Annotated in this window: 13 protein-coding genes and 1 tRNA gene; 3 read left to right on the top strand and 11 right to left on the bottom strand. The window is 70.4% G+C overall.

The features are described from left to right. Positions 1 to 20: 20 nt before the first annotated feature. From LUW87_RS15755 to LUW87_RS15745, 3 genes are all read right to left on the bottom strand, one after another. A complete protein-coding gene (locus tag LUW87_RS15755; protein WP_232672160.1) occupies positions 21 to 1,439 on the bottom strand; it encodes an aldehyde dehydrogenase family protein in 1,419 nt (472 codons plus the stop codon). 61 nt (positions 1,440 to 1,500) lie between these two features. After that, positions 1,501 to 2,901 carry an amidase gene (locus LUW87_RS15750; RefSeq protein ID WP_232672159.1) on the bottom strand — a complete coding sequence of 467 codons (1,401 nt, stop codon included), beginning with the start codon at positions 2,899 to 2,901 and terminating at the stop codon, positions 1,501 to 1,503. After that, the gene (locus LUW87_RS15745; RefSeq protein ID WP_232672158.1) at positions 2,898 to 3,878 is read right to left on the bottom strand and encodes a D-2-hydroxyacid dehydrogenase; all 981 of its coding nucleotides are present in this window, start codon (positions 3,876 to 3,878) and stop codon (positions 2,898 to 2,900) included. Before LUW87_RS15745 ends, LUW87_RS15750 begins: the two co-directional genes overlap by 4 nt. A gap of 55 nt (positions 3,879 to 3,933) precedes the next feature. Between LUW87_RS15745 and LUW87_RS15740 the strand changes: the two genes are divergently transcribed. Further along, entirely contained in the window at positions 3,934 to 4,587 is a 654-nt protein-coding gene (locus LUW87_RS15740) for a GntR family transcriptional regulator (protein WP_232672157.1), read from the top strand. Positions 4,588 to 4,779: 192 nt separating this feature from the next. After that, positions 4,780 to 6,411, top strand: a complete 1,632-nt coding sequence (locus tag LUW87_RS15735) for a serine hydrolase (protein WP_232672156.1) — start codon at positions 4,780 to 4,782, stop codon at positions 6,409 to 6,411. Positions 6,412 to 6,460: 49 nt separating this feature from the next. Here LUW87_RS15735 and LUW87_RS15730 read toward each other — a convergent pair whose 3' ends face one another. Then, the gene (locus tag LUW87_RS15730; protein WP_232672155.1) at positions 6,461 to 7,459 is read right to left on the bottom strand and encodes a maleate cis-trans isomerase family protein; all 999 of its coding nucleotides are present in this window, start codon (positions 7,457 to 7,459) and stop codon (positions 6,461 to 6,463) included. A gap of 295 nt (positions 7,460 to 7,754) precedes the next feature. Between LUW87_RS15730 and LUW87_RS15725 the strand changes: the two genes are divergently transcribed. Next, entirely contained in the window at positions 7,755 to 7,949 is a 195-nt protein-coding gene (locus LUW87_RS15725) for a hypothetical protein (RefSeq protein ID WP_232672154.1), read from the top strand. 185 nt (positions 7,950 to 8,134) lie between these two features. On the opposite strand, the gene LUW87_RS18520 is transcribed toward LUW87_RS15725, so the two are convergent. The 7 genes from LUW87_RS18520 to proA form a co-directional block, all read right to left on the bottom strand. Continuing rightward, the gene (locus tag LUW87_RS18520; RefSeq protein WP_232672153.1) at positions 8,135 to 8,491 is read right to left on the bottom strand and encodes a spore germination protein GerW family protein; all 357 of its coding nucleotides are present in this window, start codon (positions 8,489 to 8,491) and stop codon (positions 8,135 to 8,137) included. An 89-nt stretch (positions 8,492 to 8,580) separates the two neighbouring features. Then, positions 8,581 to 8,654, bottom strand: a tRNA-Arg gene (locus LUW87_RS15715). A 181-nt stretch (positions 8,655 to 8,835) separates the two neighbouring features. Next, positions 8,836 to 10,245 carry a hypothetical protein gene (locus tag LUW87_RS15710; protein ID WP_232672152.1) on the bottom strand — a complete coding sequence of 470 codons (1,410 nt, stop codon included), beginning with the start codon at positions 10,243 to 10,245 and terminating at the stop codon, positions 8,836 to 8,838. 3 nt (positions 10,246 to 10,248) lie between these two features. Further along, the gene (locus LUW87_RS15705; protein WP_232672151.1) at positions 10,249 to 10,809 is read right to left on the bottom strand and encodes a site-specific integrase; all 561 of its coding nucleotides are present in this window, start codon (positions 10,807 to 10,809) and stop codon (positions 10,249 to 10,251) included. Positions 10,810 to 11,936: 1,127 nt separating this feature from the next. Further along, positions 11,937 to 12,659: a hypothetical protein gene (locus LUW87_RS15700; RefSeq protein WP_232672150.1), complete on the bottom strand. Its 723-nt coding sequence runs from the start codon at positions 12,657 to 12,659 to the stop codon at positions 11,937 to 11,939. Between the two features lie 348 nt (positions 12,660 to 13,007). Beyond that, on the bottom strand, positions 13,008 to 14,042 hold the full coding sequence (locus tag LUW87_RS19365; protein WP_232672149.1) for an EcsC family protein: 1,035 nt from the start codon (positions 14,040 to 14,042) through the stop codon (positions 13,008 to 13,010). Positions 14,043 to 14,290: 248 nt separating this feature from the next. Continuing rightward, positions 14,291 to 20,236, bottom strand: coding sequence for an anti-phage protein ProA (gene proA, locus LUW87_RS15690; protein WP_232672148.1), 5,946 nt, complete (start codon positions 20,234 to 20,236; stop codon positions 14,291 to 14,293). Positions 20,237 to 20,463: the final 227 nt, after the last annotated feature.

The following is a 20,463-nucleotide window of genomic DNA, read 5'->3' as shown; positions in this document are numbered from 1 at the left end:
GTGGCCCCCGGGTGGGGCGCTCAGGCCTGGAGGCTCACGAAGCGCAGCGTGGTCATCTCCTCGATGGCGTAGGCGGGCCCCTCGCGGGTGTTGCCGGCATCGCGCACGCCGCCGTAGGGCTGCTGGTCGGCACGGAAGGTGGGCACCTCGTTGACGAGCACGCCACCGAAGTCGAGCTCGCGCACGGCTCGCAGGGCGGTGCGCAGGTCGTTGGTGAACACCCCGGCGTGGAGCCCGAAGTCGCTGTCGTTGGCCAGGGCGATCGCCTCGTCGAAGCTGTCGTAGGCCCGCACCGCCACCACCGGGCCGAACACCTCGCGACGCCACAGGTCGCTGTCGGTGTCGACGCCCGTCACCACGGTCGGGCGTAGCACGCCGCCCTCGCGATCGCCTCCGGCCACCACCCGGGCGCCGGCGGCCACGGCCTCGGCGATCCAGGACTGCACCCGATCGGCTTCGTCGGGGGCGATGAGCGGTCCGACGTCGGTGGCCTCGTCAAGGGGGTCGCCCACCACCAGCCCGTCGGCGGTGCGGGCCAGGGCGTCCACCAACTGGTCGTGCACGGAGCGGTGCACCAGCAGGCGCTGCACGGAGATGCAGCTCTGGCCGGCGAAGCCGAAGGCGGCCGGCCCGCAGCGGGCGGCCAGCCCGTCGAGGTCGGCGTCGGGCTCGACGAGGAGGGGGGAGTTCGATCCGAGCTCGAGCAGCACCCGCTTGCGGGGGGCGGCGGCGGCGATGCCCCAGCCGACCGGCACCGAGCCGGTGAAGGTGACCACGGCGGGGACCGGATGCTCCACGAGGGGGCCGCCGGCCTCGGCCCGGCGGTCGGTCACCACCGAGATCCAGTCGGCCGGGAGGCCGGCGTCGACGAGCAGGTCGACGAGGGCCAGGGCGGTGAGCGGGGTCTGCGGGGCGGGCTTGAGCACCACCGGGCACCCGGCGGCGATGGCCGGGGCCAGCTTGTGGGCCACCAGGTTGAGCGGGAAGTTGAACGGCGAGATGGCGGCCACCACGCCGGCGGGGACGCGCAGGGCGAAGCCCAACTTGCCGGCACCGCTGGCCGAGGCGGCCATGGGCAGCACCTCGCCTCCGAGGTGGCGGGCCTCGGCGCCGGCGAAGGCGAAGGTGTCGACGGCACGGGCCACCTCGCCCCGGGCGGTGCGGATGGGCTTGCCGGCCTCGACGGCCAACGTGCGGGCCAGGTCCTCGGCCCGCTCGGCGATCAACCGGGAGGCGGTCTCCAGCACGGCCACCCGCTGGTGCAGGGCGAGGTCGTCGGCGCGCAGGACCTCCTTGGCGTGGGTGCAGGCCCGGTCGACCTCGTCGGGCCCGCAGAGGGGGACCTCGGCGACGACGGCCCCGGTGTAGGGGTTGAGGACCTCCACCGACTCCTGGGTGGTGGTGGGGGTGCCGGCGATGGTGACGGGCGTCTGGTCCACGGTGGGGGCTCCTGGCGGTCGGTGGGGCGGGGGTGGTCGGCCGAGCGGCCCGGCTCGGGCCTCAGCCCAGGTCGGGATGGCGGAGGTGGAACGGCCGGGCCGTCTCGTAGGCGTGGGCCGCCCGCAGCACCAGCGCGTCGGCGCCACGGGGACCGATGATCTGCAGGCCGACGGGCAGGCCGGCTGAGGTGAAGCCGCAGGGCACCGAGACGGCGGGCTGCTGGGTGAGGTTGAACGGGTACGAGAACGGCGTCCACGACATCCAGCGTGGGTGCGGCCAGCCGTCGGGCACCTCCACGCCGGCCCGGAAGGCGGCGATGGGGACCGCCGGCGTGACGAGCAGGTCGTGGCGCTGGTGGAACTCGCCCATCGAGACCGCCAGCGCGCCCCGGCGGTTGAGGGCGTCGATGTAGTCGACGGCGGAGTACCGCCTGCCGTCGGCGCAGATTTCGCGCAGGCCGGGGTCGCGGAGGCGGTGCTGGTCCGGGGTGTCGGCGCTCGTGGCCTGGGCCGCCCCGCTGTTCCACAGCACCGAGAAGGTGTCGACCGGGTCGTCGAAGCCGGGGTCGGCGGCGTCGACGTGGGCGCCGAGGTCGGTGAAGGTGGCGGCCGCGTCGGTGACGAGGGCGGCCACCTCGGGGTCGACGTCCACGAACCCGAGATCCGCGCTGAAGGCCACCCGCACCCCGGCGATCCCCCCGCCGCATGCGGCGAGGTGGCCGATGCCGTCGGGCAGCAGAGCGGCGGGGTCGCGGTGGTCGGGTTCGGCCAGCACGTCGAGCAGCAGGGCGGTGTCGGCGATGGTGCGCGCCATCGGCCCGGCGTGGGCCAGCCCGCCGTAGGGGCTCACCGGCCAGTGCGGCACCCGGCCCCACGTGGGCTTGATGCCGGCCACCCCGGCGAAGGCGGCGGGGATCCGGATGGAGCCGCCGCCGTCGGTGCCGAGCGCGAGGGGCACCATGCCGGCGGCGAGGGCGGCGGAGCTGCCGCCGCTCGACCCGCCGGGCGTGAGCTCGACGGCCCAGGGGTTGCGGGTGGTGCCGGTGGCGGGGGCGTCGGTGACGCCCTTCCAGCCCAGCTCCGGGGTGGTGGTCTTGCCCAGCAGCACCGCCCCGTTGCGGCGCAGGGCGCTGACGCAGGGGGAGTCGTCGGGCCACGGTCCGGCGGGGTCGACGGTGGCCGACCCCTTGCGGGTGGGCCAGCCCTCGGTGAGGAAGACGTCCTTGATGCCGACGGGCACGCCGTCGAGGCGTCCGATCGGTTCGCCGGCTGCCCAGCGTTCGGCGGAGGCGGCGGCGTCGGCGCGGGTGCGCTCGGGGTCGAGGAAGCACCAGGCGTTCACCGCCGGGTCGTGGCGATCGATGCGATCGAGGAGGTGGTCGACCACCTCGACGGGGGAGAGGTCGCCCCGGCGATAGCCGTCGAGCAGCTCGGTGGCGCTCATCCACTCGATGTTGCTCACGCGCCACCTCCGGTCAGGGCCTGCTTGTCGACGACGTGGCGGAGGGGCTCGTCGGCGATCCAGCGCTGGACGTTGTCGGTGAACTGGGTTCCGAGGGCGGCCACCCAGCCGTCGACGTCGCCAGACATGTGGGGTGACACCAGCACCTGCTCCATGGTCCAGAAGGGGTGGTCGGGGTCGAGCGGTTCGGTCTCGAAGACGTCGAGGGCGGCGGCGCCGACCCGACCGGCGCGCAGGGCGTCGAGCAGGGCGGCCTCGTCGACGACCGGTCCCCGGCCGACGTTGACGAGTCGGGCGCCCGGCCTCATGGCCTGGAAGGCCTCGGCGTCGAGGAGGTGGTGGGTGGCGGGGGTGAGAGGAGCCGCGACCACGACGTCGTCGGCCCGGGCCAGCTCGGCGTGGAGGTCGGCGGTGGCCACCACGGCGTCGAAGTCGGGATCGTCGGGTCGGGCCGTGCGGGCGACGCCGCGGACCTGCATGCCGGCGGCGCCGAGGAGGCGGGCGATGGCCCCGCCGATGGAGCCGGCGCCGACGACCAGCACGTGCCGGCCGGCGAGGCGGTCGCTCTCGCGGTGGCGCCAGGTGCGATGGGCCTGCAGGTCGAGGCTGCGGCGCAGGTCCTTGGCGAACAGCAACAGCACGGCGAGCACCCATTCGGCGATGGGTTCGTCGAACACGCCCTGGGCGTTGGTGACGACGGTGTCGCTACGCACCACCGAGGGGGTGAGCACCGCGTCGACGCCGGCGCTGGCGGCGTGGATCCAGGCCAGCTCGCCGGCCCGCTCGCCGAGGTCGGCGACGAGGGTGGTGCGGAAGTCGTAGACGGCGAGCACGTCGGCGCGCTCCACGGCGGCGACGAGCTCGGGCGCTCGGCGGACGACCTCGACGGTGGCGATCTCGCGGAGGCGCTCGAGCCCGGGCGGGTCGCCATCGCGGGGGTCCACCACCACGGCGATGACGGGTCGGCTCCGGCTCACGCCCCCGACCCTAGCCGGTGGTAGGATTGTCGACAATCGACATCTCGGAGCGAGCATGCCCTTCACCGACCTCGAACCCGTCGCCCGCCGCCCGACGGCGACGATCATCGCCGAGAGCATCCGCGAGCGGATCATGGACGGCAGCTTCGAGCCCGGCATGCAGCTCACGGAGTCCCAGCTGGCCGAGGCGCTCGGCGTGTCGCGTGGCCCGGTGCGCGAGGCGTTCCAGCGTCTGGCCCAGGAGGGCCTGCTGCGGGCCGAACCGCACCGAGGGGTGTTCGTGGCCGAGCTCGGCCCCGACGACGCCGCCGACGTGGCCGTGGCCCGTCTGGCCATCGAGCGCGCCGCGGCGGAGCACGTCGCCGACCTGGGCCCGGGGCCGGTGCTCGACGGGCTGCGCCAGCTGGTGGAGGAGATGGCGGTGGCCGCCGCCGAGGGGCGGTGGGCCGACGTGGCCGAAGCCGACCTGCGGTTCCACGAGCTACTGGTCGCCGGGGCCGGCAGCGCCCGCCTCACCCGCATGTACGCCACCTTGCTGGCCGAGACCCGCCTGTGCCTGCGGTCGCTGCCCGTCGAGCACCCCGACCCCTCCGACGTGGTCGGCGAGCATCGGGCCCTCCTCGACGCGCTGGCCACCGGCGACCGCGTGGCCGCGGTGGCCAGCGTGAGCGCCCACCTGGCGTCGCAGGTGGGCGCCGGCCCCACCTGAAGCCGGCTGGTCTCGTCGAGCTCGGCGCGTGGCGTGCGGTCGGCGCCGGGCGTGCACCGCCGTGTGGGAAGCCGGCTGGCCTCGTACGCCTCGCGCTCGCGGTGTGCTAATCGTTGACGGCCGATGATCCAGCTCTCGCTGCCTCTTGCGTCACCGAACGGGCGGAGGGCGACACCCCCGGGAGGTCAGCTGATGGGACGACGACGCGTGGTGCGCCTGCGCTCGCTCGTGGCGGTCGTGCTGGCCGCGTCGTTGGCCATGGCGGGCTGCACCGACGACGGCGAGGACGACGCCGGCGCGTCGGCCGCGACGTCGTCCACCGCTGCGGGGTCGGGTGGGTCCGGTGACGCGAGCGAGGCCGGCGCGCTGACCCGTGCCGATGTCGACCGGGCCGTGGAGCAGCTCCCCGACATCGTCGAGGAGGCGATGGCCGAGACCGGCATCCCGGGTGTGGCCGTGGCCATCGTCCACGACGACGAGGTCGTGGCCGCCGAGGGGTTCGGGGTGCGAGACGTGGACACGGACGAGCCCGTGGGGGCCGACACCGTCTTCCAGATCGCGTCGCTGTCCAAGCCGGTGTCCTCGACGATCATGGCCGGCCTGGTCGGCCAGGGCCTGTTCGCCTGGGACGACCCCATCGCCGAGTACGACCCCGACCTCCAGCTCAGCGAGCCGTGGGTGTCCGAGCACGTCACCTTCGCCGACACCTTCTCCCACCGCACCGGTCTGCCCGGGGCAGTGGCCGGCAACGACCTCGAGGGCATCGGCTTCGACCGCGACACCATCCTCGAACGCCTGCGCTACGTGCCGCTCGAGTCCGGGTTCCGGGAGAACTACAGCTACTCCAACTTCGGCATGACGATGGGCGGACAGGCCGCCGCCGTCGCCGCCGGGGAGACCTGGGACGACGTGGCCGACGAGGTGCTGTTCGATCCGGCGGGGATGACGTCGACGAGCATGCGCCGATCGGACTTCGAGGCCGAGGCGAACCGCGCCGAACCGCACGTGTTCCGCGACGGTTCCTGGGAGGCCGGCGTCCAGCGCTACCCGGATCCCCAGGCGCCGGCCGGTGGGGTCAGCTCCAACGTCGAGGACCTGGCCCAGTGGCTGCGCCTCCAGCTGGCGGAGGGCTCGCTCGACGGCGAGCAGCTCATCGACGCCGACGCGCTCTTGGAGGCCCACACCCCGTTCATCCGCAACCGGCCCGTCGCTGACCCGAGTGCCCCGGCCAGCTTCTACGGGCTGGGCTGGGGCGTGGAGACCGAGGCCGACGGCACCGTGGCCTGGGCCCACTCGGGGGCGTTCTCGACGGGTGCCGCCACCGTGGCCAAGCTCCTGCCCGGCCAGGACCTGGGAGTGGTGGTGCTCACCAACGGCGAGCCCAAGGGCATCCCCGAGGCGATCGCCGACGCCGTGCTCGACGCCGCCCTCACCGGTGAGGCCGACACCGACGAGTGGCTCGAGCTGTGGGGCCAGCGCTTCGCCGGCATCCTCGGCGAGCCCAACGAGTTCCCCACGCCCGCCGACCCGGCGCCGGCCGCGCCCGACGACGCCTACGTGGGCACCTACGCCAACGACTACGTCGGCACCGCCGAGGTGCGCGTCGGGGCGGACGGGGGGCTCGAGGTGCTGGTCGGACCCGAGGGCGTGACCGTGTACCCCCTCGAGCACTTCGACGGCGACGAGTTCACCTACCAGGCCTTCGAGGAGCTCCCCGACTACCTCGAGTCGGCCACCTTCGACGTTGCCGATGGCCGGGCCACCTCGGTGACGTTGTCGTCGCTCGACGGAGCCGGCCTGGGCACGCTCCCGCGGGTCGGCTGATCGCCACGGGGAGCCAGCGCGGTGTGCCGCCGGCGTGGCGCCGGCAGTGTCAGGCGGCGGTGGTGAGGGCGCCGGACGCGGCCAGCAGGATCTGCGTGGAGAGCGCCACCGGGTCGCCGTCGCCGAGGAGCCAGCGGCCACCGTCGCTGGCCCGGCGTCCGGCCAGGGCACCGGCGGCGTCGAGGGCCGCCCACAGCGACACCTGGTTGGACGTGAACACCGGGATGCCGAGCTCGGCCTCGAGCTGGGCGACGACGCCGAAGGTGCGCAGCGACGTGCAGCTCACGAACACGGCATCGGCCCCCGATCGAGCGGTCTGGCGCACCAGGTCGACCACCGTGGCCAGGCTGACCTGGGCGATGCCGCGGTGCAGGCCCAGGTAGTGCGCCGAGACGACTTCGAAGCCGGAGTCCTCCACGAACTGCACGAGGCCTCGGGTGAGTGCTCCGGAGTACGGCGCGGTGACCGCCACCCGCTCGGCGCCGGCCAGGGCGAGGGCCTGCATGGCGGCGCCGGAGCTGGTGATGGGGTTGGCGCAGCCGGCGTCCTGCATGGCTTGGCGCAGCGCGGCCTCGCCTTCCACCCCGTGCACGAAGCTGCCGGAGGTGCAGGCGTAGAGGGTGGAGTGCGGGGCGACGCTCAGCAGCGACCGGGCCGAGCGGGCCACCACGCTCGGCTTGCCGCAGGAACGGGCGAGGTACATGCCCTGGTCGCGCTGGAGGTGGGGGGTGCGAGTGAAGTGCAGCTCGACGCCCTCGGGGAGGTAGCGCCAGTACTCCCAGTCGAGGGAGAAGTCGAAGGGCACCACCACACCGACTCGCCGCTGATCCGCCGGGGTGTCGAACTGGATCGGCTGGCGGTAGCGGACCGCGCTGCGAGGAGCGCCGGTCGGGCCGTCGGGGCGGCTGCGGGGGAGAAGTGTCGTGTCCGTGGCTGCAGTATCCGCAGCCATTGTTTCCGCAGGATGACCGGCCAGAGACGAGTCCGCGACGTGGATCTGATCGGAGTCCAGGAACCCCGCAGGGAACCCGTCACGGGTGGTCGCCATCGAAGCCCTCCGGATTGGTGAGGAGCGATCGTCGCTGCGTGGTCGCCGCCAGCATCGACGGCGTGTGGTTCGTCCTCATGGCGGGCCGTGAGGGCTGATCGACCCCGGGGGGTCACCTGTGGGCAAGCGCCGGAGCGGTGGGCCTCTGCGCTGGTCGCGATCCTACTGCTCGCGAGCCCCCGGGGAAGGGCAACCGCCGCACGTCAGAGCCGCTCGCACGCTTGCCCCTTGCCCGTAGTCCCGAGCACCGGCCGGCACCTACAGGGCCACCGGCCGCCGTCCGATGTCGTAGGGCATGGATGCTGCCACCTCTTGGTTCACCGCCCGTTCCACCCGCATCGTCATCGACGTGCTGTTCCTCGTGCTCACGTTGTCGTACGTGATCGCCGACATCGACCACCAGCACACGCTCGGCGCCGTGCTGTGGGGGGTCGTGGCGGTGTTCTGGCTGGCCATGATCCCGTTCGACTGGCGTCGGAGCACGCACTGATCTCCCGGTGGCGTCCGGCGGAGGGGCGGTCTCGTGAGGCCCACGACCGGGGGTGTCCCACGCGCGCTGCGTGATGCGCTAGACACGTAGCGCGGTGGTGTCGGCCTGGACACTCCACCCCACGGTCGGCACCGCCGCGCCCCACTTTCCTAGAGTGCTGACCTCATGGGATCGATGCCGCCCGTTCAGCTGCGGCCCCGCCGCAGCGCACCCCGTACGACCAGGAGCACCAGGGCGAACGTGGCGAGTCCGGCGAGGGCGAGCCGATCGGGGTCACGAGTGGGCTGCCATTCCACCTGGCCGTCGCGGATCACCAGCACGCCCACCGGGCGAGCGGTGATGGCGTAGCCCCCGCCGGAACCGGCTGCGTCGGTGTCGGCATCCGTGCCGCCACCACCACCCCCGGCGCCGCGCAGTTGGGCGACCGGGATGACCGTCACGCCGTCGCGCTCGATGGCGTCGCCGAACACCCGGCGCACGTCGGTGGACCGCTGGGCTCCCTGCAGGACCGAGCCGATGTCGATGTCGCCGGGTGGGCGCACGGGTCACCTCCGAGGTGTCGAGGACCGAACCGTCGCGAGCCTCGCACCGGTCCGTGGCGATGACCAGAGGCCGGCGGTGGTGCTTCGAGCGCCCCCGACAGGAATCGAACCTGTGGCCTACCGCTTAGGAGGCGGTCGCTCTATCCGACTGAGCTACGAGGGCGGGGGATGGCGAAAAGGTGGCGCGAAACCCACTGCTCGCCGATCGGGGGTCAGCGTAGTGGGGCTGCCAGTGAGGTTCGGTCGGCCTCGGCCGCCGTTGGGAGCGCGAATCGGGGCTGTGGGGCGGATCGAGGCGCGCTGCGTCGCCTCTCTCGGTGCGATGCGCTCGACGAGCTAGCGGTTCAGGCCGCTCGGGCGTCGGGGGCTCGTCGCCGCGTGTAGCGGTGGACGGCGATGGCGTTGATGACGAGGGCGTAGCCGAGCAGGTTGAGGTGCTGGCGGGCCGCACCGAGGCTGTGGGCTCGTCGCAGATAGAGGGTGTCGTCGAGGTCGCGGTTGATGGACTCGGCGTCGTTGCGACGCGGGTAGAGCCGCGCGAAGTCCGGATCCCCAGGGGGAATGGGTCGCAGGTTCTCGGTGCGGTTCAGCTTGCGGGCCCGATCCTGGTCGTTGCCGTGAAGGCGCACGGTGAGGGTGCCGCCGCCGTGACGGTCGGGGAGCCGGTAGTCGTTGTACCAGCGGTAGCGGCCGTTCTTGTCGGCGTTGCGGTGGGTGCGCATCCGGCGCAGTTCGGTGAAGGTGATGTCGCCGGTGTCGGTGAGGTCTCCGATGCCGAGGTCGCCGCCGCGGGCGTAGAGGCGCAGGTGATGGCGGGTGCCGTCGGGGGCAGTGATGGTCTTGTCCTCGAGGTGCACGCTCTTCTTCTCGCGCTGGCCGTCCTTGCGGCGCGGCCGCTTGGCGCCGGCTTTGGCGGCGGTGACCCGATTGACGGGCAGAAGACCGAGGTCGCGCATGAGGCGCTGGTGGTGGGTGCCGCGCAGGGCGGTGTCGTAGATGACCCCTTGGGCTCCGGGGGCGAGCGGAGCCAGGCGGGTGAAGCAGTCCATGGCGGTGGCGGCTTCACCGCCGGCGGTGGGCACCCATTCGGCATCCACGATGATGCGACCGCGGTGATGCGGGCTGCGCACGGCGACGAGCACGAACTTGACCCCGAACGCGGTCTCTCCGTCGCCTTGGAAGTGCAGGTGCCCGTCGGATTCGTGGCGCGGGATGCGCAACTCACCGGTGGCCTTGTCGAGCTTGGGTTCGTCGCCCTGGGCCTTGAACAGCGGGGTGATCACCTTGCCGTCGGCATAGAGCATCCGCGACGGCTCGGGGTGGGTGTAGGAGCCGCCACCGTGCGGGTCGAGCAGCCCCAGCGAGCGGGCCTGGTCGATGGCCAGTTGGCGGTGACGATCCGCGAGCGACGCGAAGATGGCGGGGTCGGTGAGGTACCGGTCGCGCAGGTACCGGTGGTGGTGCTTGCGCATCGGCCGGTCCGGAAGCCTCTCCTCGGGGCGGTGTCGGGCGGCGGTGTCGCGGATCAGACCCCACACCAGAGGGTGGGCCAGTTCGGCTTCGACCTGGCGGGCGGAGCCGAACACCGACAACAACGCGTCGAAGGCGAGGACCATGAACTTCGGGTAGTGACGCGGGCGCCCACCGCAGGAGCGGTCCGGTTCGGGCACCAACTCCGCCAACTCGTAGAGCGCGGGGTTGGCGAACAGCGCCTCCACCTTCTCGAGCGCGCCGACGGGCCGACCAGATGCCATGGGCTAGGACTGCTGCCAATCGAACCCGATCAGCTGAGCCGCCCGGTCGAGGCTGCGCATCCCCAGCCGCCGGGCCACCTCCTCGATCCGCCCGGTCTCATCGAGGACCTGACGGCCTGCCCAGGCCACGACCGACAGCGGCCGCACGTCGGGCTCGGCTCCGAGCCCCGCCCGGGCGAGCACGTCGCCGATGACCACACACGCCGACGCCTGACGACTCTGATCCGATCCGCAGCCCCGATAGATGATCAGCTGCTCGGAGCCCGCCGTGAGGGTCCGCAGGTGTCGTTCGAGCTGGGTCGCTCCCCACGAAGAGAGGGATCCCCAGCGGGGCACGGTTCGGCCGCCACCGTGGATCCACACCCGCCCCGTCTCGAGATCCACATCGCCGACCGTCAGCCTCGGGATCTCGGCGGTGCGCGCCGTCGCTTCCGCCAACGCCCAGGCCGCAGCCAGGCGGGTGCTCGTCAACGTGTGCAACGCGCCGCTGCGGGCGAGTGCCACCTCCTCGTCGTGCAACGGCCGGGTCCGCACCCCTGACTTGGGAGGCAAGACCAGATCCACGGTTGGATCCCCATCAGCGAACCCAACTCGGCGTGCCGTGCGAAACACCAACCGCAGCGCCGACCGGCGCAGATGCATCGTTGACACCCCGACCGGGCCCGACGCCGCGTCCGCCACCACGAACAGCCGTGCGTCTTCGGCCACGACCTCCCGCAGTGACGCTCGACCCACACCCGCCTCGAGGAACCGGCCGAACCGACCGACCAGTTCGGTCACCCTCGGAAGGCTCTGGCTCGACAACACCTCCAATTCGGTGAGTTCGGTGAGCACCACGGCGAGCTCATCGACCAGCCCCCCAGGTGAGCGCGCAGACCTACCATCGGCCATGTCGGTACCTCCAAACAGGTGCCGGCCAGGCCCCGGGCAGTTGCCGCTGCGCCGGGGCCACTTCGAGTGTGGTGCTTGACGGTCGTCAAGCATACCGGTGCAGTGTCACACGTCAACAGCAGAATCGAGGGGTGGACCTCGATCTAGTTGGTGTGGCGGAGATCGCCGAGATGCTCGGCATCTCCCGACAACGCGTGCACCAGATCGTCCACGAGGACCCAGGCTTTCCTAACCCGGTTGCTGAGCTCAGCGCAGGGAAGATTTGGATGCGCCCCGAAGTGGAGGCGTGGGCGACTCGGTCGGGGCGGCTTTGCTGATCGATAACTCATCAAGGGAGGAGGAGGGTCGTCGCCAGGGCTTCCGCTGGCGGCGAGCCGCGTCGGCGGCTCTGCGTTCGTCACGCCACTGGTTGCGGCGCTCGGCGGCCTCGAGGGCGGTGGTGAAGTCGTGGTGGTGGCTATCGGAGGCGGTGAGCGGTCCCATCGGGGCGTTCGGTCCGTAGAGGTGGACGACGGTCCAGCCGCGGTTGGATCGACGCACGGTCGCAAAGTCCACTTCATCGGCCCATCGTCGTTCGAACGACTCGACCTCTGTCGGTGGGGGCTCGTCGAACAACTCCAGTGACGCGCCCTCCACTCGACGACGAGCAGCTGCCGTCCGACCACCTGGGCGGGTTCGTGGCGCGGGTGCGAGCGGCGTGGGGGAGGGAGTCGCAGGCGGCGCTGTGCGCGCCTCCCAGTCCCGTCGTGCCGCGGCGGAGGCCCAGGTCCTCTCGGGCGGCGCGATCTCTCCGGTGGATGTCATCGCCCCTCGCCCTCAAGGTCCGTGGCGACCTGCCCGAGGACGGCCGCCATGCCCAGGCAGTCGCTTCGGTTGTGGGCGCAGAGCTTGGTCCACTTGCCTTTGGCGGTGGCAGTCAGACCGGACCAGTCGCCCCGACGGGCCAGCTGATCTCGGAGGGTGCGGATGCGGGCGGCGGTGTGGCCGGGCCCTGCGCCGCCGGGCACGTCGTAGCCGACTGCGGCGAGGTAGCGCCCGAGGTGGTTGCGGGTATGGCGGTGTCCCCTGGGGAGGCGGACCCGAGGGAGCTCCACGCCATGTCGTCGAGCCCAACGCCGGGCGAAGGGGATGGCGTTCTCGAGGTGCTCGGTCCACCAGGCAATCTCGTCAGGGTCCTCGAGCGCAGCAGTTATGGCATCGAGCTCCCGAGTGGACCAGGCGAACAGCCGCCGGTCCTCGGTCTCGGCCCGACGGCGAACGGCGGCCAACACCTTGGGGAGGTCGGCGGCACTGACGTGTTGGCCCAGCACGCCGCACCCGGCGAGGGTGCGCAGTGCCGGTTCGAGCACGACGGCGTGCCACTCACCCTCGCAAGCAATGCCGAGCAGTGAGGGCTCCTCGGTGGCGGTGCCTTCGAAGTCGAGGTGGATCGCCCGAAACACCTCCACCGGTGTGGGCTCCGGTCGGCCGGAAGGCGCAGGGGCGGAGTTCGACGTGGTGAAGTTGGTGGTTGCGGTGCTCACGATGACTCTCCTCGGGGGCCGACGACCGGGTGTCGACGGGCTGCCTTTCCAGGAGTGCGCCACCGTCCGCCTTGTTGTCAACGCCCTCGGCGCCGTTCCCCTACGGGGAAGAATTTCTCGGTGATCGGCGGCGTGCTTCGGATCGATGTTCATGCGCCGATCCATCCGGTGCACCATCAGTAGTGGTGTCGGACGTGCTCGAGTAACTGCGTCCGGTCGCGACGCGGTGTGGCTGGCAACGAACAATCGGGGTGCAAGGCGAGCAGCGGTACGGTGGCCGCTCGGGTCTCACGGCGCTGGGAGTTGAAGGTCATGGACTCGCAGAACAGGTGGACCCGTTCACGGGTCTCAGTTCATGTCTGATTCGTCCGTGTGGTCCTCTATCGCAGGCATGTCCTCGAAGTCCTCGATGTCGATCACGTCAGCGAGGTCCGGGGTGGGCCCGCCGGAGTCGAGCCCGTACTTCTCGATGAGGAAGCGCTCGCGGTAGGCGAAAGATGCGGCGGTGCCAACCTTCCGCATGAGCGCGTAGTTGAAGCCAGCGCCGATTGCTATCCCGGCGACCGGCAGTGCCTGCGCAAGCTTCCTCTTGGTCAACGTCACGCTGAGCTTCGCGAACAAGCCTTGGATCAGCTTGACGATCACTTCTTCACCAAGCTCCCTCCACGCCGCTCGTCGGGCAACCATCATCGCTATCTGTCGAACGTGGAGCATCGCGGTCTGCTTGGCTGCTCCCTCCCCTACGACGCCGACCCCGATGACAGCGAGGATCACGGCCTTCTCTTCTTCCTCGCGAGCGTCGTAGCCGTAGTAGCCGGCGTAGTGGGTAACCACTCGTGCTGCCAGGGCGATCGTCGCGACGACGTCAGCGGCGAGTGCTCCGCCGACGGCCAGCCCGCCGGGTGCCGCGGCGACCCCTCCGGTGCCCATGATGGCGGCGGTCCCTCCGCCAGCGACGAACCCCGAACCCGCACCGGTGACCGCCGACGCGGCCGCATACCGGATGTTCAAGCTCGGACAGATCGTGTCGACGGACTGGAGGTCCAGGCTTCGCAGGTCGGCGATTTCCTCGACCGGGCAGCCGGCGCTATTCGCTGCATGGATGATCCGATCGCGCCTCAGCGACGCAGCCACCGCATCGGTCAAGGCTTCGTTCCCCCCGGTCAGTGCCATTTGCACCACCTCATCGATGTGAGCGCTTCCGGGGATCTCCTTCCAGGCTTCCGCGACACCCTGACCGATCTGTCCGGCCTTCCGACGAGCCTTCTCCGGTACGAGGCTTCGACGACTCGGAGCGTCCTGCCACCGCTGGATCCCCTGCCAAGCCTGCCGGTCGTAGGGGCTGAGTTCACTCAGATCCCAGGTTTCCTCTGAATCGTCCACCACTCGATCCCCTCTTCATTGTTCATCCAGAACATAAGGGCTGGATGTGACACTGACCCGCATGTTCCGAAGGCCGCTGCTCAGTTCGGGCCCCGGGGCCCCGGGGCCTGACCGGTCGCAAGGGCCCGAGGGCTACCTGTCGCTCCCAGCGTCGAGGGAGACCCTCGCCACCCGAGAACTCCAGCTGGGTCGCGCAGGCGGCAAAGGTAGGCGCCGTCGCCGAAGAGCGACAGGCTCATGTCATTCCGTCAGCTCGGGCCCGGCCGCAGCCGACCGTCGTCCTCGGCCAGGCGGCCCTCGGCGAGTCCCCAGTCGATGATCGATCCGACCCGTTCGGCGATCTTTGCGGTCACCCGCTTGGCGCCGAACAGCCCGGCGAGCTCTCGGACCAACTCCTCGCGTTCCGCCGAGAAGGCGTGGGCGAGGACGGCCGAGGCGGCGTTGAGGATCTCGGCAGGGGCGATCTCGTCGATGGGACGGATCAGTGAGTCCGAGGTGCGGAACGCCTTCCACCCCCGGCCCCTGTCGGCCGAGGGCCAGGCCCACTCACCGAAGGAGGACGTCTCGATGAGCTCCGGAGGGATGGCGCTGCGGAGCGCCGCCAGCCGTGAGGCCCTGACCCGCGCCAGCCCGAATCGATTGGCGACAGACTTCAGCAGACGCTCGACCTCGATGGGGCCCTCGAACGAGATCGCATCCATGGCCGCAGCACGGACTGCCGGCGTCTGGAGGTCGAGGTCCTCGGGGCTTCCGAGGATCGGCTCGAGGGGCCAGGGTTCGAAGAGCTCCTCGTCGTCGTAGGCCCCCGGGTCGTCGGGCGCCCCGGGCACTGGCGCCGCCGCTGACTGCACGCTCTCCGTCCGATCAGGCGGGGGTGCTGTCACGACCACCGGCTCGGATGGCACCCCCGGTTCCTCTGCGGAGAAGCCCGTTGTCGTGGCGTTCGTCGTTTCAGGCGCCAGTGCGGCATGGTCAGGCTCCGGTGTGTGCATCGCGGTCCGGGTGGCTTCGACCAGATCCGCGATGACCTGGTCGGGCTCCGAGCGCCACGAAGGCAGCCACACACGAGCGATCCTCGGCCAGCCGAGCATGCCGCCCAACACGGAGACGGGGAGAGCATCGCGGTCGATGACCGTGGGACGGTCTGCCCAGTCCGGGCCGTCGAGAAGCACCCCGACGAGCCACTTGTCGCCGACCTCGGGCAAGGAGAGCGCAAGGTCGACTTTGAAGCTCGACAGACCCAGATCGGCGGTGACGCGCAGCCCTCGCTCGCGCAGGGCCTCGGTGATCTCTCGGCGGTGTCGGTCCGTCGGCTCGGTGTCGACGTCCGTCGCGGCATGGCCTTGGCCGGAGAAATCACGCGCCAGTTGCAGGTACTCCCGCAGGTGTCGCAAACCGACCGATGTGGTGCGGTTCTCGTCGATGTCCTCCGGGTCGAATGAGGAGAACACGACCACCTGTCGCCGTGCTCGTGTGACGGCCACGTTCAGGCGACGCTCCCCACCGACCCGGTTGAGCGGCCCGAAGTTGAGTGGCATGGCGGTGCCGTCGGCCCGGCGGGAGAACGCCGTGGAGAAGAGGATGACGTCACGCTCGCGCCCTTGGACGTTCTCCAAGTTGAGGACGAAGAGCCGCTCTTCGTCCTCGCCCGTCTCGCGTAGCTGGTTCACCCTGGGGTCGCCCAAGGCATCGAGCTGCGTCTCGATCTCCAGCTGTTGTTCCCGGTTGAGGGTGACCACGCCGATGGACCACGTGGACTCGACCGGATCGTGGGCGCGTCGGCGGATCTCTTCGACGATGGCCTTCGCCTCGACCGGGTTGTTGCGCTTCCCGCCATGGTCGAACTGGCCGGCCACTCGCCGGTAGTCGAGACCCCGGCCGCCTCGATTCGGCGCCGGCGTAGGGAACGATGCGAGCTTGCTTTCGTAATAGCGGTCGTTGCTGAACTTGATGAGCGCTTCGTCCTGGCTCCGGTAGTGCCATGACAGCCACTCCTGGTCGAGTCCGGAGTCGATCGCTTCCTCGAGGATGCTGTCGGCTTCCTCCGGGACCAAGGGGTCGATGTCCGTGGTGCCGTAGAGGTCGTCGGGTTCGGCTGAGCCGGCCGCTCCGAACGTGGTCGGCGGCATCTGACGGGAGTCACCCACCACGACCACGGATCGGGCGCGTCCCATGGCGCCGACGGCTTCAGCAACCCGAATCTGTGAGGCCTCGTCGAAGACGGCGATGTCGAAGGTGATCTTCCCAGGCGTCAGGAACTTGGCGACCGAGTCGGGGCTCATCAAGAAGCAAGGGGAGAGCTGCTGGATCAGCTCCGGGTAGTGGGAGAGCAGCTGTCGCACCGAACGGCCGCCCCGGCTGGACTTGCGCTGCAGCTCGTTGCGCAGACTGGCGACTTCGCCGACTCCCGCTTGCGCGTTGAACCGGCGGCCATCAGCCAACAGCGAGGGGATCACCGTACGAAGTCGTTCCTGACGCTCCTCCAGCAACGCGGTGAAGCGGCCGATGCTCCGGTCGTGCTCGTAGCGATCGAAGACGTCGAGGTTCGAGCGCTCGGCGCAGTCGAGGAGCGTGGTCGCCATGAAGCCACGCTCGAAGACGTCCGCGGCATCGATCCCGTTCACGGATCCGGTCAGCAGCACCTCGACGAACTCGTTGAGGCCGGCGTCGGTCAACGGCTCGAGTTCCTTGCTCAGGACGAGCCAACGCTGCAGCCGGATGAACCGGTTCTCCTCGGCGTCGGCGGCCCAGTCGTCGACACTGCGGCGGGCCGCGTCGAGGAGCCCCTCACCATTTCGCCAACGGTCGATGCTGTGCTCTGTGGCGCCGAGCCTCTGTTGTACGTCGCGCAGCGCGGAGTCGAAGGCGCCTAGATGGGTGAGGATGCCCGGCGGGAGCATGGGTGGTGCGTCCACGAATCGTCGGGCTGCGACGGCGCAGTCGCCGGTTCCGGAGAGCAGTCTGGCCGCGCCGTCCAACACGTCGATGTAGGTGGCTGCGGTGTCGAGTGCGCCGGGCGCCTCGACCCGCCAGTCCGCGGGAAGCTCGAGGCCGTCGACCGAGCGAATCGCGTCGGTCCAGCTCCTCAAGGCGGTAGCGGCCGCCGCGAACCGGGCTACGAGCTCCGCTGCGGCAGGAGGCTCCATTCCGGTGAAGGGCGGGCGGGTCGCGAGGTCACCCAGGGCGCCTCGGATCCGACCCTTGCGACCCAGCGCGAAGGAGGACTTCGCCGCTTCGAGTGCCGCGAGTGTCGGCCCGAAGTCGACGTCCAGGAGATCGACACCTACCTGTCCGACGACTTCACCGTGCGACGCGACGGCGGCGCGAGCCTGCTCGACGAGGGCGTTGGCCCGATCTCGCCATCCTGCTGCGCTGACGCGTTCCCACATCGTCGTGGGGGGCAGCGCACCGACCGTGTGGAGCCACAGCAGTTGCTGCGTGGCCAAGAGCTCGTCGAGGGTGGTGGCCTCTCCGGCGATCGGCAGGCTCAACGGAACGGTGGGTAGTGCGTCGAGAGCCGCTCGAACATTGTTGATCGCCGTGGTCAGAGCCGGTCGGTCGATCTGTTCGAAGGAGGTGGCGTCGGCGAGATGCCAAGGGTGGGCCGGTCGGGGCTGGGCGGGGCCCGACACGGCTGGCAGACTGGCGAGGACCTCGCGAATGGCGGTGACGGTCGCAGCGTCCACCTCGAGGAAGCGACGAGGGACGGGTGCCTGCTGTCCCGGTCCCAGCTCGCCAAGCCGTACGTGCGCGGCCCAGTAGGAGACGCCGTTGGTGTTGGGGCTGTGCAGGCGGTCGCGGTAGGTGCGCAGCATCGACGCTCCAGCCGCGAAATCCCGCTCGGTTCGTTCCCATGCAGCCGCATCGTGACCGGGATGGTGGTCGAGGGCATGCAGGAGCTGGCGGCGGATGCTCGCCGGGTCGGAGCCCTTGTCGTGGAGGTCGAGACAGTAGGGATCGAGTCCCACGCTGTGGAGTCGTTCCTTGACGACGCTCAGAGCAGCCTGCTTCTCGGCCACGAACAGCACCGTGCGCCCCTTGGCCAGGGCGTTGGCCAGGAGGTTGGTGATGGTCTGCGACTTGCCGGTGCCCGGGGGCCCCTCCAGTACGAAGGATTCGCCGTTGACGGCACGCGTGATCGCTCGCAGTTGGGCGCCGTCGGCGGGGACCGGTGTGAACACCTCGGTCTCATCGAGCACGACGGCGTCCTTGGCGGGGTTGGCCGGGTCGACGTAGGGCGTCTTCGGGTTTTCGACGAAGTGCTTGACCACTGGCGAGGCCATGAGCTCGGCCCAGTGGTCGTCGAGATCCTTCCAGAGGCGGAACTTGCTGAACTGCAGTACGGCCAGCGCCGAGGAGTCATTGACGAGGAACGGCAAGCCGCGGTCGGTGATGGCCTTTCGCAGGCTGGACATGCCGCGCTCGATGTCGAGCCCCGAGTCGTCGGCCATGTCCTCGGAGAAGAACGGGACGGTGAGGTTGTGGCGGGCGCGTAGTGCTTCGATCAGGCAGTAGTTGGGCGTCGAGATGCCCCCTTCGTCCAGCCGAACGACGGGTATGTCCGAGCCTCGTGCCCGATCGAGCCGAACGGGAACCAAGAAGATCGGAGACTGCACCGGCCCGGCGGACGAGCGGGGATCTTCCCAGGTGAGAGAACCGAGGGTCAGGTAGAGGTTGTTGGCGCCGGTCTCCTGCTCTTGGAGACGCGCCTTGCTGATCAGGCTCCGTAGACGGGTGGCGAACTCCTTGGTTCGGGTCGTCGAGAGCACCGCCCCGAGGGCGTCCCAGGCTTCTTGGAGGAGCTCGTCAGCCTCGGCCGTTGCCTCTCGAACGCCGCGGGCCCGTGCGAGCTCGCCGACCTGGTCAGCAGGATGGACCATGAAGCCCTCTCCGCTGTGGAGGTGGTCCTCGATCTGCGGGAGCTTGCCGCGGGGTGGCAGGAGCTCGAGTCCGCCGCGTGACGGCCGGAAGTTGAGCAGGGGGTTGCGCATGGAGAGGTCGAGCAGCGCGCTCTTCCAGCTCTCGATGCGTGCCGGCACGGTCTGCGGAAGGATCCTGTTGGTCGCGGCATCGCGTCGCTCGATGACCGGCGCGGTACCCGGGCCCGGGTCGATGACGACGGTGATCACGTCGCCGGTTCGGACCCGGGCGGGGAGGGGCCGGATCCCGGCCCGATGAGCGGCGTGGACGTCTACCATCGCCCGGAGGCGGAGCTCGGTGAAGTGGCCCAAAGGGGCCTTCGTTGCCTCAGCGAACGGCTGCTTGTTCGGGATGCAGGTGGTCTCCACTGCGGTGATCCCGCCACCCTCGATGATGTTGAGCATCGTGGTCGGATCTGTGAGCGACGCCTGGGGAAGGCTGCTCTCCGTGTCGAAGAAGCCTGCGAACGCATGGCCGTCCACCAACCAGATCAGCGGATGGAGACCGGCTTGTTCGAGGCACGCGGCATACGCGCAGGCCAGGTCGATGCATGTGCCGTTGCGCTCTTCCAGCACCCGATCCAGGGCCCGGACCTTTTGTCCGTTCTCCTCGAATGATGCGGGTGGGTTGATGTAGGTGTCGATGAAGTCTTGGATGGCGAGGTAGATGGCCTCGCCGATGGCTACCGCCCGCTCCGGGCCGCCCTGGTAACCCTGGAGCGAGCCGTCCCCGGTGTTGCGCTGCAGCAATGCCGATGCCGCCTTCAGCACGTCGTTCGTCGTGGGGTGGTTCGGCTGCACGAACGCGGCGATCGCGCTGGGGAACTCCGGATCGAAGGCCCACTCGTCGCGAGCGAGGATCTCGAGGTGCCGCTCGATCATCTGGCTTGGCCCGTGCTCCGGTTGGATCTCGAGCCGGAGGGTGGCGGGACACGCTTCTTCGATGAGCGTCATCTGGGCGTCGTTCATCCGGATGTCGAGCCCTTCGAGGATCCCGACGTCGCCACGCCCCGGGCACTGCATCGTGACCTGGAAGGGCAGGACCGGCGGCTCGGCGGACCGGGACCACGAGCTGGTGATCTTGATCGCCACGGTGCCGGAGGCGTCGGCGTGGTCGTTGCGCACCCCCAGCTTTCGAATGACCGGCACACGGTTGTGCGCGAGTGCGTAGAAGATCTTGTCGGGGCCCTCGACGTCCACCGAGAAGGCCGGTGTGTTCGTGGCCTCTCCCGAGACGGAAAGCTCTGGTTCTCCGGGGTGGGCATCGAGGTTCACCCCGGAGCGGCCTGGCGCCACAGCCGGTTCAGTCCCAGAACTCTCGGCCGGCTGCCCATCGAACTGTCCGCTGTGATCCACGCCCCGCCCCTCAGTCGGCTGCCCGATCTGGACTCGCCGGTGCCTCGCCTCTTGACGGCGTCTTTCCGGACCGTCGACGGGCGTGCCTAACGTACCAAGAGGGGTTCAGCGGGCTCGGCGCCGGGGGACCTCGAGCCGCTCGGCCA

Source organism: Rhabdothermincola salaria, from assembly GCF_021246445.1.
Taxonomy (GTDB): Bacteria; Actinomycetota; Acidimicrobiia; order Acidimicrobiales; family Acidimicrobilacustridaceae; genus Rhabdothermincola_A; species Rhabdothermincola_A salaria.
The sequence above is the reverse complement of the archived record's forward strand: the minus strand, read 5'-3'. Positions and strand labels throughout refer to the sequence as shown.